The sequence below is a fragment of the Rodentibacter sp. genome, from assembly GCF_057314195.1.
In genome coordinates, this window is sequence record NZ_DBHLAM010000031.1 from 28,464 (window position 1) to 45,313 (window position 16,850).

13 protein-coding genes, 2 tRNA genes and 1 pseudogene are annotated in these 16,850 nt (G+C 44.9%); 6 read left to right on the forward strand and 10 right to left on the reverse strand.

The annotated features are described in order from the left end of the window. Positions 1 to 34: 34 nt before the first annotated feature. The 4 genes from ACO59Y_RS04750 to pyk form a co-directional block, all read right to left on the reverse strand. Entirely contained in the window at positions 35 to 166 is a 132-nt protein-coding gene (locus ACO59Y_RS04750; RefSeq protein ID WP_486131100.1) for a hypothetical protein, read from the reverse strand. A gap of 71 nt (positions 167 to 237) precedes the next feature. Next, on the reverse strand, positions 238 to 1,320 hold the full coding sequence (gene alr, locus ACO59Y_RS04755) for an alanine racemase (protein WP_486131102.1): 1,083 nt from the start codon (positions 1,318 to 1,320) through the stop codon (positions 238 to 240). 9 nt (positions 1,321 to 1,329) lie between these two features. Continuing rightward, the gene (locus ACO59Y_RS04760; RefSeq protein WP_486131104.1) at positions 1,330 to 2,733 is read right to left on the reverse strand and encodes a replicative DNA helicase; all 1,404 of its coding nucleotides are present in this window, start codon (positions 2,731 to 2,733) and stop codon (positions 1,330 to 1,332) included. A gap of 166 nt (positions 2,734 to 2,899) precedes the next feature. After that, positions 2,900 to 4,336, reverse strand: coding sequence for a pyruvate kinase (gene pyk, locus ACO59Y_RS04765; protein WP_373602920.1), 1,437 nt, complete (start codon positions 4,334 to 4,336; stop codon positions 2,900 to 2,902). A gap of 226 nt (positions 4,337 to 4,562) precedes the next feature. Between pyk and ACO59Y_RS04770 the strand changes: the two genes are divergently transcribed. Then, positions 4,563 to 4,639 (forward strand) — tRNA-Val (locus ACO59Y_RS04770). Positions 4,640 to 4,964: 325 nt separating this feature from the next. Here the strand turns inward: ACO59Y_RS04770 and uvrB are convergent. Further along, entirely contained in the window at positions 4,965 to 7,001 is a 2,037-nt protein-coding gene (uvrB, locus tag ACO59Y_RS04775; protein ID WP_486131106.1) for an excinuclease ABC subunit UvrB, read from the reverse strand. A gap of 412 nt (positions 7,002 to 7,413) precedes the next feature. Between uvrB and ACO59Y_RS04780 the strand changes: the two genes are divergently transcribed. After that, positions 7,414 to 7,489, forward strand: a tRNA-Asn gene (locus ACO59Y_RS04780). A gap of 113 nt (positions 7,490 to 7,602) precedes the next feature. On the opposite strand, the gene zevB is transcribed toward ACO59Y_RS04780, so the two are convergent. Both zevB and zevA read right to left on the reverse strand, forming a co-directional pair. After that, entirely contained in the window at positions 7,603 to 8,574 is a 972-nt protein-coding gene (zevB, locus tag ACO59Y_RS04785; protein ID WP_486131108.1) for a zinc transporter permease subunit ZevB, read from the reverse strand. 3 nt (positions 8,575 to 8,577) lie between these two features. Then, positions 8,578 to 9,204: a zinc transporter binding subunit ZevA gene (gene zevA, locus ACO59Y_RS04790; RefSeq protein WP_486131110.1), complete on the reverse strand. Its 627-nt coding sequence runs from the start codon at positions 9,202 to 9,204 to the stop codon at positions 8,578 to 8,580. A gap of 354 nt (positions 9,205 to 9,558) precedes the next feature. Here zevA and ettA point away from each other — a divergent pair, with 354 nt between their 5' ends. The 3 genes from ettA to ACO59Y_RS04805 all read left to right on the forward strand — a co-directional run bounded on the left by ettA (position 9,559) and on the right by ACO59Y_RS04805 (position 12,601). Continuing rightward, positions 9,559 to 11,229 carry an energy-dependent translational throttle protein EttA gene (ettA, locus tag ACO59Y_RS04795; RefSeq protein WP_486131112.1) on the forward strand — a complete coding sequence of 557 codons (1,671 nt, stop codon included), beginning with the start codon at positions 9,559 to 9,561 and terminating at the stop codon, positions 11,227 to 11,229. Positions 11,230 to 11,331: 102 nt separating this feature from the next. After that, entirely contained in the window at positions 11,332 to 12,126 is a 795-nt protein-coding gene (locus ACO59Y_RS04800; protein ID WP_486131114.1) for an FkbM family methyltransferase, read from the forward strand. Between the two features lie 133 nt (positions 12,127 to 12,259). Further along, complete coding sequence (locus tag ACO59Y_RS04805; RefSeq protein WP_486131116.1) at positions 12,260 to 12,601, forward strand: SirB2 family protein; 342 nt, start codon at positions 12,260 to 12,262, stop codon at positions 12,599 to 12,601. Positions 12,602 to 12,646: 45 nt separating this feature from the next. Here the strand turns inward: ACO59Y_RS04805 and lptG are convergent, their stop codons facing one another. Next, positions 12,647 to 13,723: an LPS export ABC transporter permease LptG gene (lptG, locus tag ACO59Y_RS04810; protein WP_486131118.1), complete on the reverse strand. Its 1,077-nt coding sequence runs from the start codon at positions 13,721 to 13,723 to the stop codon at positions 12,647 to 12,649. A gap of 3 nt (positions 13,724 to 13,726) precedes the next feature. Further along, positions 13,727 to 14,821, reverse strand: coding sequence for an LPS export ABC transporter permease LptF (gene lptF / locus ACO59Y_RS04815; RefSeq protein ID WP_486131120.1), 1,095 nt, complete (start codon positions 14,819 to 14,821; stop codon positions 13,727 to 13,729). A gap of 108 nt (positions 14,822 to 14,929) precedes the next feature. Here lptF and ACO59Y_RS04820 point away from each other — a divergent pair, with 108 nt between their 5' ends. Beyond that, entirely contained in the window at positions 14,930 to 16,405 is a 1,476-nt protein-coding gene (locus ACO59Y_RS04820; RefSeq protein ID WP_486131122.1) for a leucyl aminopeptidase, read from the forward strand. A gap of 128 nt (positions 16,406 to 16,533) precedes the next feature. Here the strand turns inward: ACO59Y_RS04820 and ACO59Y_RS04825 are convergent. Continuing rightward, a pseudogene (locus tag ACO59Y_RS04825) lies at positions 16,534 to 16,850 on the reverse strand (MFS transporter); the annotation flags it as partial.

Here is a 16,850-nt window from a genome sequence, read left to right on the forward strand (position 1 = left end):
TTAGATAAAATAAATGTTGTGGCTCTATGCGCATTTAAGCATTCAATGCGGTGCTGTTTCGAGTGTTCAATGCGGTGCTATTTTGAATGTTCAATGCGGTGCTATTTTGAGTGTTCAATGCGGTGCTATTTTGAGTGTTCAATGCGGTGCTCATTTGTAGCTTCATTGAACTTCCGCCTCGTTATTGCGATAGCTTTGCACCCGGAACGAAATTCATTGCATTATAAAATCGCGCGACTAATCCACGTACTCGTTTATAACACGCGGCGTTAGTTTTGTAATCAATTCGTAACTTAAAACTCCGGTGTATTTAGCGACGGTTTCAATAGGCAATTCCTTACCCCATAAAATCACTTCATCGCCTACTTGATCTTGGCTGTCCGGCCCTAAATCAACAGTGAGCATATCCATAGACACGCGCCCAACGATCGGCACGATTCTGCCGTTTAAATACACTGGAGTGCCTTCCGCCGCATCACGCGGATAACCATCGCCGTAGCCGATGGCAACCACGCCGATTTTAGTGTCGCGCGGGCTGCTCCATATACCGCCGTAGCCGACCGGCTCGCCTTTTTTATGATGGCGCACGGCGATTAATGAAGAAGTCAAATTCATTACCGGCGTTAAACCGAATTCGCTACCAATGGTATCCGTCGGCGAAATGCCGTACATAATAATGCCGGGGCGCACCCAGTCCAAATGAGATTGCGGCCAAAATAAAATACCGCCCGATGCGGCGATACTGCGCTCGCCCGGTTTGTCTTGCGTTGCGCATAAAAAACGTTGAATTTGTAACGACGTGTAATCGGATTCAAGTTCGTCCGCGCGGCTGAAATGGCTGACGAAGCCGAAATGCGGTTGCACTTGCGGAAGTCTTTTCAACTCTTGATAAAATGTATCCACATCCTCCAAAGAAACACCTAAACGATGCATGCCTGTATCAATTTTCAGCCACACTTTAATCGGACCGGTCACATCCGCGCGCTTTAACGCTTCAAGTTGTTCACGATTATGCACGATGGTTTCGATATTATTCACCGCTAAAATTGGCAGATCTTTTTCGTTAAAAAAGCCTTCCAATAATAAAATAGGCTTGGTAATGCCGTTAGAACGCAACGCTAGCGCCTCTTCCAAACGCGCCACACCGAAGCAATCCACGTTTTTTTCTAAAGTAGAGGCCACAAACACTACGCCATGGCCATAAGCATTCGCTTTTACTACGGCAATAATTTTACTATTCGGCGCTTTTTGTTTAATCACGTCCAAATTATGTTTTAAGGCGCGCGAGCTAATTTTCGCGGTCGCCGGTTTTACGTTCATTATTTTTCCTTAATAATCATGATATTCGCGTTGCTCAGCGAGATTGTCAAAACGCGAAAATTGCCCGTTAAATTTCAAACGCACGCGACCAATCGGGCCGTTACGTTGTTTACCGATAATAATTTCCGCCACGCCTTTATCTTCCGAATTGTCGTTATAAACCTCGTCGCGATAAATAAACATAATCAAGTCGGCATCTTGCTCGATAGAGCCGGATTCACGTAAATCCGAATTTACCGGACGCTTATCAGCGCGTTGCTCCAAAGTACGATTTAACTGGGAAAGGGCGATGACAGGCACTTCCAACTCCTTCGCGAGCGCTTTCAGAGAACGGGAAATTTCCGCAATTTCCAAGGTTCGGTTATCGGAAAATGCCGGGGCGCGCATTAATTGAAGATAATCCACCATGATTAAACTTAACCCGTTATTTTCACGATAAACCCGTCTGGCGCGGGAACGCAGCTCGGTCGGTGTTAATCCGGAAGAATCATCAATGTAAAGGTTATTTTTCTGCTTAAACATACCGAATATGCTACTGATTTTGTTCCATTCAATTTCGTCTAAGCCTTGACCGGTACGGATTTTGGTTTGATCCACGCGCGCCAATGAAGCAATCATACGCATCATAATTTGTTCGGCGGGCATTTCTAAACTGAACACCAATACCGGTTTATCGCTTGCCATCATCGCATTTTCACACAGATTCATGGCAAAGGTGGTTTTTCCCATGGACGGACGCGCAGCAACGATAATTAAATCCGAAGGCTGTAAACCTGCCGTTTTTCGGTCAAGATCCGTAAAACCGGTGGTAACGCCGGTCACACCGGAATTATTTTTCAATTTGCTTAAAGCATCAATTCGTTCGATGGTGCTTTGCAACACGCTAATCACATTTTGCGGGCCTTCGCCGGAAGTGCTGCGTTTCTCCGCAATGGCGAACACTTCACGTTCGGCTTCGTCCAAAATCAATTTGATGTCTTGCCCTTTCGGCGAGTAACTGTTTTCCGCAATGCGGTTGCCTACAGAAATCAATTCGCGCAGAATCGCTTTTTCACGCACGATGTCGGCATAAGCCAAAATATTAATAGCATTTGGTGTATTGTTGGAAAGCTCAGCAAGATAAGCAAAACCGCCTACTTCTTCGCTGATACCTTTATTTTTTAAAGCTTGATCCAAAGTGATGAGATCGATCGGCGACCGGTTACGTATTAAATCTTCCATGGCTTGGAAAATTGCACGGTGAGCAAAAGTGTAAAAATCCTCCGCAATTACACGTTCGGCAATACCGTCCCAATGCTGATTGCTTAACATAATGCCGCCCAACACGGCTTGCTCGGCTTCAAGAGAATGAGGCGGAACGCTCACTTGTGCGGTTTGTTTGTCGGATGATTTGATTTGCGGTTGAGATGCCATAAGAATTTTAAGATACAAAAGAATTGGTGCTTATGATACCGCAAATGAGGGGGCGGTTTAAGCGAAAACTACGGTCGATTTGGACTGAGCTTTTAATCGTTTTTGTTGCACTGAAAGTAAAAATAAAAAACGGTGGAAAAATCCACCGTTTTTTATTTTTTCGTGATTATTCAACGATAAGCACACGGCATACATTCGTATGCTTGATTGACTCATCGCCTTGCGTTAATAACACTAAATCACCTGAATTTAAGTAACCTTTTTCTTTTAATAATTGCACCGCTTCTTGCGCGCCGCTTGCACTGCGCGTTTCCGCATCGCTGAATACCGGTGTCACGCCACGGTATAAAGAACAAAGATTTAACGTTTCTTGGTTACGGGATAAGGCAAAAATCGGTAAACCCGAGCTGATGCGGGACATTAACAATGCGGTGCGCCCGGTATGTGTCAATGTAATAATCGCCGCAACGCCTTTCATATGGTTTGCGGAATACATTGCGGACATGGCTACCGCTTCTTCGATATCGCCGAACTCTTTGTCCATACGGTGACGGGAAACATTAATACTTGGCATTTTTTCCGCGCCTAAACACACGCGCGCCATCGCTGCGACGGTTTCAGCCGGATATTGACCGGCAGCCGTTTCGGCCGAAAGCATTACCGCATCTGTGCCATCCAGCACCGCATTGGCTACGTCCATCACTTCCGCACGAGTCGGCATCGGATTACTGATCATGGATTCCATCATTTGTGTCGCGGTGATTACCGCGCGGTTTAACTGACGCGAACGACGGATTAATTTTTTCTGCACGCCTACCAATTCAGGATCTCCGATTTCCACGCCTAAATCACCGCGAGCGACCATGATCACGTCCGATGCTAAAATAATGTCGTCCATTGATTCGTCATCGACTACCGTTTCGGCACGTTCAACTTTCGCCACAATTTTCGCATTTAAACCGGCTTTCTGCGCCAATTCACGGGCGTAATTTAAGTCTGCGCTGGAACGCGGGAAAGAGACTGCCAAGAAATCGACGCCGATACGCGCTGCCGTAATGATGTCTGCTTTATCTTTTTCAGTTAATGCGTCAGCTGATAAACCGCCGCCTAATTTATTGATCCCTTTATTATTTGATAACGGGCCGCCAACAGTGACTTCAGTAAACACTTTTGCATTTTCGGTGGACAATACTTTTAACTGTACGCGACCGTCATCTAACAAAAGAATATCCCCGGGAACAACATCTTGCGGTAAGGTTTTGTAATCTAAACCGACTGCCTCTTGATTGCCTTCACCTTTTGGCAATTCCGCATCAAGAACGAACTTATCGCCGACATTTAAGAAAATTTTGCCATCTTTGAAAGTAGAAACGCGGATTTTAGGCCCTTGTAAATCGCCTAAAATCGCTACAGTCTTGCCTAATTTTTTCGCAATAGAACGAACACGTTCCGCACGCTCAATATGATCATCAGGCGTACCATGCGAGAAGTTCATACGAACTACGTTTGCGCCTGCCGCAATAATTTTCTCAAGATTGTTATCGCGGTCGGTCGCCGGACCCATAGTACATACAATCTTCGTTCTTCTTAGTCTTCTAGACATCATTCTACTCCGTCAGTCAATATTTATATTTTGAATAAACCTGATTAGGCCGAAGCTTTTCGGCCGAAATAAACCGGCGCGCATTATACGCTCAAAAACCGCCGAAATCAAAAAAGAGTTCGCGACGCTCCGAGCTCGTTTTGGTTAAAATTTTATCACCCGCACCGGCGTCGTAGAAAATTTCTTGTCTTCCTGTTAAAAACCGTCTATTATGCGCGGCACTCACGCGACTATAGCTCAGTTGGTTAGAGCACCACCTTGACATGGTGGGGGTCACTGGTTCGAGTCCAGCTAGTCGCACCATTTACCCTAAACAAAGCCCTGCGTAATTTAACGCGGGGCTTTGTTTTATCCGGATTTTACAAGGCTTTATCGCTCGTTTATTCAGCCTGTTTAAACGCATCTAATCTTAGTTTTTTAACACCGATAGTAACTGTTTAACCGGTCGAAGCCGTTGAAATGTTAATCATGCCGAAACCTACCGTCTGCTCTTAAAACAGCACCGCATTGAAAAGGGTTCCAATGCGGTGCTGTTGAGCATAGTGAACAGACAAGCCTAGAAATCATTCATCCGTTTTCTTTGCTATCTTATGCATTTGTACATTTTTGGTATCGTTTTTACTGGCGCTTATTCCGTCATCACAAACTTTTCTCTCAATTGATGAAGCTGATCGCGCACAGCAGCGGCTTTTTCAAATTCCAAGTCTTGGGCGAATTTATACATTTGCTGTTCCAATTTTTTAACTTGTTGTTGGTACTCTTTGGCGTTTTTTGGCGCGTTATAAAGTGCGGCCGGTTCCGCAACGGTTTTTCCGCGCGATTTTCCTCTTCCTTTATTGAGCGTGCCTTGTCCGATATCAAGCAACTCGCCCACCTTTTTATTTAAGGCTTGCGGAATAATGCCGCGCTCGGCGTTATATGCCATTTGTTTTTCGCGTCGGCGATTGGTTTCCGTCATCGCTTTTTTCATCGAATCGGTAATGCGATCCGCATACAAAATTGCTTTACCGTGCAAATTACGCGCGGCGCGGCCTATGGTTTGAATCAGCGAACGTTCCGAACGCAAAAAGCCTTCTTTATCCGCATCTAAAATCGCCACTAAGGACACTTCCGGAATATCCAAACCTTCACGCAATAAGTTGATGCCGACCAACACGTCAAATTCGCCCAAACGTAAGTCACGAATAATTTCTACCCGTTCCACGGTGTCAATATCGGAATGCAAATAACGTACGCGCACGCCGTGTTCGTCTAAATAATCGGTAAGATCTTCCGCCATTTTTTTGGTCAACGTGGTAACTAAAACCCGTTCGTTTCGGTCCGCTCTTTGGCGCGCTTCTGACAGTAAATCATCCACTTGAATCGCAACCGGACGAATTTCAATTTCCGGATCGAGCAAGCCGGTCGGACGCACCACTTGATCGATAATTTCACTACCGGATTTTTCCAATTCATAAGGCCCCGGTGTGGCGGAAACATAAATAGTCTGTGGCGCCAAGCGCTCAAATTCCTCAAAGCGCAACGGGCGGTTATCTAATGCGGACGGCAAACGAAAACCATATTCCACCAAGGTTTCTTTACGCGAGCGGTCGCCGCGATACATACCACCGATTTGCGGCACCGTTACGTGCGACTCATCAATAATTAGCACCGCATCAGACGGCATATAATCGAATAAGGTCGGCGGCGGTTCCCCCTCGTTTCGACCGGAAAGATAGCGTGAGTAGTTTTCAATGCCCGAGCAATAACCCAGCTCATTCATCATTTCAATATCGAACAACGTGCGCTGCGTAATACGTTGCTCTTCCAATAATTTATTTTCTTTAATGAAATATTCACGGCGCTGCGCCAGTTCATCTTTAATTTTATCGATGGATTCCAAAATGCGCTCGCGCGGCGTCGCATAGTTGGTTTTCGGGTACACCGTAATACGCGGCACCGCACCGAGATTGCTTCCCGTAAGCGGATCAAAGAAACTTAAGCGTTCTACTTCCTCATCAAATAATTCGATACGAATGGCTTGATCGTCCGATTCCGCCGGAAAAATGTCGATTACATCGCCACGCACACGAAATGTGCCACGCTGAAACGCCTGATCGTTACGTGTATATTGCATGCCCGCAAGTTGACTTAAAATCTCGCGCTGATTAGCCGGTGAGCCGACGCGCAAAATCAAACGCATTTTTAAATAAGCTTCCGGATCGCCCAAACCATAAATCGCGGAAACCGACGCCACAACAATGGTATCGCGGCGCTCCAAAAAAGATTTCACCGCAGAAAGGCGCATTTGGTCAATTTGCTCGTTCACCGCAGAATCTTTTTCAATAAAAGTATCACTGCTCGGAACATAGGCTTCCGGCTGATAATAATCATAATAAGAAACGAAATATTCCACCGCATTTTCCGGAAAAAAGTCTTTCATTTCCGCATAAAGCTGGGCGGCGAGAGTTTTATTTGGCGCAAGCAACATAGCCGGGCGATTAAGCTTGGCAATCACATTGGCGATGGTGAAAGTTTTGCCCGATCCGGTTACGCCGAGCAAAGTTTGATGTGCTAATCCGTCGTCTAAATTTTCGGCGAGTTTTTCAATCGCTTGCGGCTGATCGCCGGAAGGCTGATAACCGGAATGAAGAATAAATGGTTTGCTATGAATTTTTTCTGACATATATGTACAGCCAATTTTCTAAGAACTTTTGTTGGCGCGATTCTATCATATTTCACACGCCAAAATCAGCGTGAAAGCAAGTTTTGCACAGTGTGCGAGATGTCAAGCGAAACAAGTCAAAAAATCATAAAAAATTTTTATATTTTTTTTCTGGACTTTACTTAACATATTGATAAATAAGGAAATGTCATTTTACAACCAATTTTTACTTGAAATCGCACAACCCTAGTATTTATCGGGATTCCTCGATCTTAAGTTGATTTAATCCACAAAGTTATCCACAGCCTTTGTGGATAGAAAAATTGCCGTAAAAAGTACACTTAAATTTTTTAAAATTTTTTTATTTTTACTGTTGACAAACTATTGACGGATCATTAGAATGCGCGACCTATCTTTGTGATACCAAATCAATTCCTCCTTAGTTCAGTCGGTAGAACGGTGGACTGTTAATCCATATGTCGCAGGTTCGAGTCCCGCAGGAGGAGCCAATTTCTCTTTTGGTTTGGTTTTCGTTTGTCTCCTTTTACGAATTCTAAATTAGCAACCAGAAGATTTTAAGCCCATCAATTTGATGGGCTTTATTTTTATCGGTATTTCGTCGTTATTTTCCAAACAACACTGCCCCACCGCTAGCTTCAAGCGTTGTGCCATAAAGCAAACTCGCGGCAAAAAAGATCATCACGCCGCCGGCAAATATTTTAACCGCCCGTCCTCCATATTGATTTAAGGTTTTACCGCCGTACCATCGTCCTAAACGAATTGCCATTTGTTTGGCATAACGCACCATGACGGCAAATAAAGAAAGCGTTAAACCGGTGCCGAATGACATAGCAAGAACGGCGAAAATGCCCCAAAGAAAAAGATCCGACATATAAGCCAAAAAAAGTACAAAAATTGCGCCGCTACAAGGGCGCAGTCCGATGCTCAAAATGATGAAAAATTGACTTCGCCAAGTATTGGCATGTCGCAACAGCACCGCATTAGGCAAGTGTTGATGGCCGCAGGAACATTCAGCGGAAAAAACATGATCGGCTTTCACGGCACTCAATTTCGGCACCGCATTGAAGCGCGCAGATTTTATCCGAAACGCTTTTTTCGGCTTTCTGACGCCTTGATAAATCCAATAAATGCCAAGCCCGAGTAATAACACCCAAGCACCGCGTTCCAGCCATAATTGGCTTAGTTTGAAATAACGCGATGACAAATTTAAAACCACCACAATCACGGATGTCGCCACAATCGCCACGACACCTTGCATCAAGGAAGCAAGCAAACTTAACTTCACGCTGGGTTTAAGTTCGCTTTGATGGGTTGATAAATAACCGGCGATAATAAATTTGCCGTGTCCCGGCCCGAGGGCATGTAACGCACCGTAAAGAAAACTGACACCAATTAAAATTAAACCGGCGGAAACGGGATTTTGTTGAATGGCGTGAAGATTTTCCGAAGTGAGTTGATTAAAGACTTGTTGCCAAGCCACAGCTTTCACAAAAAGCCAAGGCAAGAACCAAAAAATTGCGCCAAGTAAGGCAACCAAGACAAATAGCCATTTAAATGGGAATGCTTTTTTCATGATTTAGTCACACCGAATTTTCACTTTTTGCGCAAAAATCACGCCCAAGGAATCATCTTCGTCTTTTTGCGTTTTATCCAGAGAAGAAGCGTAAGATTTCATTTTTTCATCCACGTTCGGCGCCACCACTTCGCCCTTGCAATTGGTCGGCAGAGCAGAAAAATTCACCGCGTTTTTGTTTTCCGGATAAAACATGGAGACATAATAAGTGCGATCATAAGTCATTAACGTGAACAGGTTATCTTTTAACGGCTGCGGACGAGTAAGAAGCAAATCGAAATAATATTGAATATGTGAGCCAAGCAGATTAATACCGTAATTCCGCGCCTGAGCTTTGTATTTAATTTTTTCGTTATTTTTATCAAATAAATAGCTGAAATAATGTTCGTTTACGATATTTTCCATCACATCGTCAATGAGCTTTTGTTGCTTCGCGGAATCGCCTTTCGCTTGCGCCATATCGTATAGCACCGCCGCAGAACTCGGTTCATCAAGTGTCCATCGCATCGAAAAACCGATCAATTGATTTTCCTCCACCAATGGTTTGCTTTGTATTTCAATAAAGGCGTGTGGGTGCGCCAATGCGGTGCTCGATAGCATAGTGACGAGTAAGACGAGTTTTTTTTTCACAACAATTATCCTTAATAAAATGAGGTTGTCATTTTAACATAGCGCGAAAAATCCTTAAAAACGTTTATTTGCTCATCAATAATGGTTAAATGAATAAAATTTATTGACTTATATCAAAGAATAATGAGATTAGATTTTATTTGGAGCAGAATTTTCGGTACTATCCTCCACGTCAAGCGCTTGCTTGATATTCATAAAGTTCCTAAATAAAATAATCATAAATATAGCTAAACTACTTTCCTACCACCCAATTCGGGTGGTTTTTTTTCGCCTTTCATTTGCCGAAGGTTAGGCAAATCCCAAAACTTCAAGTAAAATAAGCCCGTTTTTTTAACCTCAAATCAAGAGCAAATTATGTCAACACAATTCGTTTATACGATGCATCGCGTCGGCAAAGTGGTGCCGCCGAAGCGTCATATCTTGAAAGATATCTCGTTGAGCTTTTTCCCCGGTGCCAAAATCGGCGTGCTCGGCTTAAATGGTGCAGGTAAATCCACGTTGTTGCGCATTATGGCGGGCATTGATAAAGAAATCGAAGGGGAAGCCCGTCCGCAACCCGGCATTAAAATTGGCTATCTACCGCAAGAACCGAAACTTGAACCGCAACAAACCGTGCGCGAAGCGATTGAAGAAGCGGTGGGTGAAGTCAAACAGGCTTTGACCCGTTTGAATGAAGTGTATGCGCTGTATGCTGATCCCGATGCGGATTTCGACAAACTTGCCGCGGAGCAAGCTGAGTTAGAAGCGGTCATTCAAGCACACGACGGGCATAATTTAGACAACCAATTAGAACGCGCGGCTGATGCATTACGCTTGCCGGACTGGGATGCCAAAATCGAGCATTTATCCGGTGGGGAACGTCGTCGCGTGGCGCTTTGCCGTTTATTGTTAGAAAAGCCGGATATGCTGCTGTTAGACGAACCAACCAACCACTTAGATGCAGAATCCGTGGCTTGGTTGGAACGCTTCTTGCACGACTACGAAGGCACCGTGGTGGCAATTACTCACGACCGTTATTTCTTAGATAACGTTGCCGGCTGGATTTTAGAACTTGACCGTGGTGAAGGTATTCCTTGGGAAGGCAACTATTCTTCTTGGTTAGAACAAAAAGAAAAACGCTTGGCACAAGAACAAGCGCAGGAATCTGCCCGCCAAAAATCCATTGAGAAAGAATTGGAATGGGTGCGTCAAAATCCAAAGGGTCGTCAAGCGAAAAGCAAGGCGCGTATGGCTCGCTTTGAAGAACTTAATTCCGGCGAATATCAAAAACGTAACGAAACCAATGAACTCTTTATTCCACCTGGTCCACGCTTAGGCGATAAAGTCATTGAAGTGCAGCATTTAAGTAAATCCTACGGCGACCGCACTTTAATCGATGACTTGTCCTTCAGCATTCCGAAAGGCGCTATCGTCGGGATTATCGGTGCCAACGGTGCAGGTAAATCCACGCTATTCCGCATGCTTTCCGGCAAAGAACAACCGGATTCCGGTTCTATCACCTTAGGCGAAACTGTCGTGTTGGCTTCTGTGGATCAATTCCGCGATGCTATGGACGACAAGAAAACCGTGTGGGAAGAAGTCTCTAACGGACAAGATATTTTAACTATCGGCAACTTTGAAATTCCGAGCCGTGCTTATGTAGGTCGCTTTAACTTTAAAGGCGTGGATCAACAAAAACGCGTGGGGGAACTTTCCGGCGGTGAACGCGGCCGTTTGCATCTAGCGAAATTATTACAAGCCGGCGGCAACGTATTGTTACTGGACGAACCGACCAACGACCTTGACGTAGAAACCCTGCGCGCACTGGAAAATGCCATCTTAGAATTCCCGGGTTGTGCCATGGTGATTTCCCATGACCGCTGGTTCCTAGACCGTATCGCCACTCACATTTTGGATTATGGCGATGAAGGCAAAGTCACCTTCTACGAAGGCAACTTCTCCGACTATGAAGAATGGAAGAAGAAAACCTTCGGTGCCGATGCGCTACAACCGCACCGCATGAAATACAAACGCATTGCAAAATAATCTCTTTTTTACCGCTGTCAATAAGTACTGTATTGAGTATTCAAAACAGCACCGCATTGGTTCAGCAACCCACTATCATTCATTATTTATAGGAGAAACATCATGGCTCTTAATCCAAGACCCAATCCCTTTGTCGTTGTGTCCGCTAACACCGGCTCAATGATCGTTAATTATCTGGATAGACAAACTAACCAAGCCGGCCTAACTTATGGCGTCGGTTATCAATTCCTAACCCAAGGACGATTCGAACCGGAAGAAATTCAGCGAATCCTTGCTTTACTTAATTTACGCCGTCAATACTTCGGTGACGGAGTGGTAATGCTGGATTGTGGTGCGAATATCGGTGCGGTAACCATTCCCGCAGGGATTGAAATGACAGGTTGGGGAAAGGTTATCTCTTTTGAAGCACAAGAGCGGATTTACTATGCCTTAGCCGGTAATGTTGCAATTAATAACTGCTTTAATGTCAAAGCCATCTATTCAGCCATCGGCAACCCTGTCGGCCAAGAATATCTTGATATTCCTATCATCGACTACACAATACCTTCTTCTTTTGGCAGCTTAGAACTCCGTCCAAACCAATATAATGAGTTTATTGGGCAACAAATCGACTACCAAAAAACTCAAAAAGTGCCGCTCGTTTCTGTCGATAGCCTTGAATTAGATCGTGTTGACTTTATCAAAATTGATGTGGAAGGTATGGAAGTGGACGCCTTAAAAGGGGCCTTAAATACTATTGAAAAATATAAACCGATTTTAACGGTGGAATTCTTAAAAAGCGGCTATGAACCCGTCGCACAGTTCCTTGCTGCATTAGGTTATCAGCTTTTTGCTTATGATCTGAATATCTTAGCTGTACACCAAAACGATCCATGCCTTGCCAATATAAATAGCTAATTTAGCAATGCCATCTTTGATTATCTAAAGGGCATTTGAGCACCGCATTGGAAACGCTAACAGCAAACGGAAACTGAAAAAGTGTGGCCAAACCAACGCCGCACTTTTCTTTTGAATCAAATTAGGAGTGATCATGTTAACTTCTCTACACGTTTTTTGTGCGTTTTTAAGTTTAGGACTTTTACTACTTCGTGGGACGATGCAATTAAATGGAAAAAACTGGCGCGCGGTAAAACTATTAAAAATTCTACCGCATTTATCGGATACATTATTGATTATTTCCGGTTCAGCAATCTTATATCTTTTCCCAGTTGAGCTTGAACCATGGCTTATTGCTAAATTTGCATTACTCATTTTATACATCATTTTTGCGGCGAAATTTTTTAGCAAAAAAGCGTCTCAACCAAAAAATATTTTCTTTACGCTCTCATTATTGAGTCTTATCGGCACAATTAGCATCGCGTATTTTCACTAAAAAATAAGGGCAACCACAATGGATTGCCCTTTTTACTCATCATGCCTAATCTCGTTTTCGACTTAACAACCACCAGATAATGACAATAAACAACAGGCTCGGAATTAAAGCACCAAACACAGCCGGCATATCGTACACGACGCTCATTTGACCAAAAATCTCATTCACTACATAAAATAAGAATCCGAAACAAATTCCCGTTACGATTCGTGCGCCCGCGGTTACGCTGCGTAACGAACCAAAAATAAAGGACAACGCCAACAACATCATCACACCGACAGAAAGCGGTTGGAAAATTTTCCGCCAGAAGGTGAGTTCGAAACGGCGAGCGTCTTGCCCGGTTTCTTTTAAAAACGCAATATATTCATACAAGCCACTGAGCGATAAAGAGGTAGGGCGTAAGGACACCGCACCGAGTTTGTCGGGCGTTAAATTGGTTTGCCATTCTTCCGTTACGCGATGAGTGGTCGCAACCTTGTCTTTTTGGATCACTGAATGATTCACTTGATGCAATTGCCATTGATTTTCAGCGGAGGAATAAGTCGCTTGTTTAGCGTGTTTTAATTCACTTAAATTACGGCTGTTATCAAAGCTGTAAATATATACGTTGTTTAACTGCGACTCGTCGCCTACGCGACGAACAAACACAAAATTATTGCCATCTTTTGCCCATATGCCGTTTTTCACTGAAAGTACGGAACCACCGGAAATGGCACGAGCGCGCATATCGCGGGCGAATTGCTCCGTTTGCGGAATGCCCCATTCGCCGATAACCATGGTTAATACAACCAACGGCAACGCAGTTTTCATCACCGCCATGCCGATGTTAAAACGGGAAAAACCGGCGGCTTGCATCACCACCAATTCACTGCGGCCGGCAAGATTGCCGAGCGCGATTAACGCGCCGAGTAAGGCCGCCATTGGGAAAAACGTTTCCACATCTTTCGGCACGGTTAAAACGGTGAACGCCACTGCTTGCAGCACGTCATACGTGCCCTTACCCACGCTGCGAAATTGTTCCACGAATTTAATAATCGCCGAAAGCCCTACGAGCGTCAGCAATGTAGCAAAAATCGCTCCCAAAATGCTTTTACCGATGTAACGGTCTAACGTATTCATCATCGCTTACCCTTTTCGGTTTAAAAGACGGCGGAATTTATACATCGGCGCACTGTCCCAAGCATTTAATAAAATTCCGAGTAACAAAAACGCCACGTTCGTTATCGGCATAAAAATCGCGGCGTCTAATTTACCGGCAGAACCGGCGGATTTGAAAGAACTTTGCAACAAAAAATAAATAAGATACAACAACAATGCCGGCAAAATTTTTGCAAAACGACCTTGGCGCGGATTCACGCGGCTAAGCGGTACGGCGATAAGCCCCATCAGCGGCACCGCTAAAATCAAACTGATTCGCCAGTGTAATTCGGCTTTCAATGCGGTGCTATTTTGCGACAACAATTGCGCCGAAGAAAGCGCTGCGGCTTCCTCCGATTTGTTATCGCCGACTTGATAGCCCAAATAGGCTTGATAATTATCGAAATGCGTAATGCGAAAATCCGACAACATTGCTGTGCCTTCCACACGTTGCACGTTTTGCAAATTCAACACTTGGTCGCCGTTCGGTAAAGCCTTCAATTCGCCTTTTTCCGCCGTCACTACAGAAGGCTTGCTCTGCCCTTTCGGTACGGTTTGGAAAAGATACACATCATGAATTTGATCGCCTTGAATATCGTCGATAAACAATACGAAATCATTGTTGCCCGCAGACATAAATTGACCGGAAGAGAGCGCACCCATGGTCGGATTGGCTTTGGCATTTTCCACCAGCGTGCTTTGCTTTTCGATTGCCCAAGGCGAAAGCCATAACGCATTATAGGCGGCGAGTCCCGCGGTGAACAAAGAAAGCAACAACGCCACGCGCACCAAAATACGCGAACCAACACCGCAAGCGCGCATTACGGTAATTTCGCTTTCCGCATACAAACGCCCGAAAGTGAGCAAAATAGCGATAAACAAACACAGCGGCAACATCAACTGTGCCATGGTCGGCATCCCAAGTCCGAGCAAAGAAAACACCAAATCCGCCGGTACATTACCGTTTGCCGCAGATCCCAACACGCGTACCAGTTGTTGGCAGAAAAAAATCAATAGCAAAATGAATAAAATCGCCGTTTGGCTTTTAAACACTTCTTTCGCTAAATATCGAGTTAAAATCATCTTATTTCGTTATGCTTTGTTGCTAAAAAACAGGAGGGAATCTGGATAAAATCGGGCGCGTATGATACCTTATTTTCGCTAAATTAGACAGCGATTTAAGGAAATCCTATGAAATATCAAGCAAAAAACCAGGCCTTTTCTCAAGCCGCCGACGGCATCGTTTTAGGCCTGTATGAGAACAACGAATTTTCTAAAAGTTTCAATGAAATCGACCTTGCTGCACAAGGTTATTTAAACCGCTTAATCCAATCCGGTGAGCTTACCGGCAAATTAGGTCAAACCCTGTTACTACGCGATTTGCCGGGTGTTGCCACAAAACGTGTGCTGATCGTCGGCTGTGGCAAAAAAGGCGAACTAACCGAGCGCCGCTACAAGCAACTGATTCAAAGCATGCTAAAAGCGCTAAACAACGCAAATATTCGCGAAGTCGTATCTTATTTAACGGAAATCGAAATTAAAGATCGCGATCTTTATTGGAACGTGCGTTTTGCCATCGAAATCATCGAGCACACAAACTATCGTTTTGCTCACTTCAAATCGGAAAAGCCTGAGAGCACCGCATTGGAAAGCTTTATTTTCAATACCGACTGTCCGCAAGCACAACGCGCTATCGCTCACGCACAAGCCGTTAGTGCCGGCGTGAAAGCGGCACGCGATATCGCCAATATGCCACCGAATATCTGTAATCCTGCCTATCTTGCCGAACAAGCCAAGCATTTAGCCGCGGAATTCGGCGCGCTTTCTCTGGAAGTGATTGATGAAACGCAAATGGCAGAGCTAGGAATGAACGCTTATTTAGCGGTTTCACGCGGGTCGGCCAATCCGGCGTATATGTCGATTTTGCATTTCAACAACGCGCCCGATAAAAACGCCAAACCAATTGTGTTGGTAGGTAAAGGTTTAACTTTTGACGCGGGCGGCATTTCCCTTAAACCGGCGGCGGATATGGACGAAATGAAATACGATATGGGCGGCGCGGCCTCCGTATTCGGTGTCATGGCAGCCGTTGCGCAACTTGATTTACCGTTAAACGTTATCGGTGTACTTGCCGGCTGTGAAAATTTGCCGGATGGCAACGCGTACCGTCCTGGCGATATTCTCACCACCATGAATGGCTTGACCGTGGAAGTATTGAATACCGATGCGGAAGGTCGCCTCGTGCTTTGCGATGCGCTGACTTACGCGGAACGTTTTGAGCCGCAATTACTGATCGATGTAGCGACGCTTACCGGCGCTTGCGTGGTCGCCTTAGGGCAACACAATAGTGGCTTGATTTGCGAAGATGAGAACTTAGCCGCCGATTTACTGCACGCCGCTCACCAAACCACAGACAAAGCGTGGCGCTTGCCGTTAAGCGAAGAATACCAAGAACAACTCAAATCGCCGTTTGCCGATCTGGCCAACATCGGCGGCCGTTGGGGTGGTGCCAGCACCGCCGGTGCATTCCTCGCTAACTTCACAAAAAAATATCGCTGGGCACATTTAGACATTGCGGGCACGGCTTGGCTGCAAGGCGCCAACAAAGGCGCAACCGGCCGTCCTGTGGCCTTATTGACTCAGTTCTTGATAAACCAAACGAAATAAATCAAGTGGCGTAACAGCACCGCATTGAAACTGATTTCAATGAACTGCACCTTAAACATTAGTATTAAACCAATGTATTTAAGGTGCAGTTTTTTATATGCAGTATGCCGTAGAAAATTATCTTGAAATTAAGACAGTGCTTCTTTTCGGCATCCCAAAAATCGCCATATTCCAACGGCAATGAAGGTGGCGGTGAGGTAAACTGTGAGATAGTCAAAGGCATGCGCGAGGCGTAGGGAGACAAAGCCTGCTAGGTAGGCGCCGAAGAGGGCGACAGAGAATTGCAATGCGCTGTCGAGCGTGGCGTAAGTTTGATTGGATTTATCCATAATCATGGCGAGCAAGCACGGCACCAGCAACGCGTATGTGATGCTTAACAATAAAATCGGCGCGGCGATAAGATAAGGAAAATCCGTGCCGACATATTCAAATAAAATAAATAAGC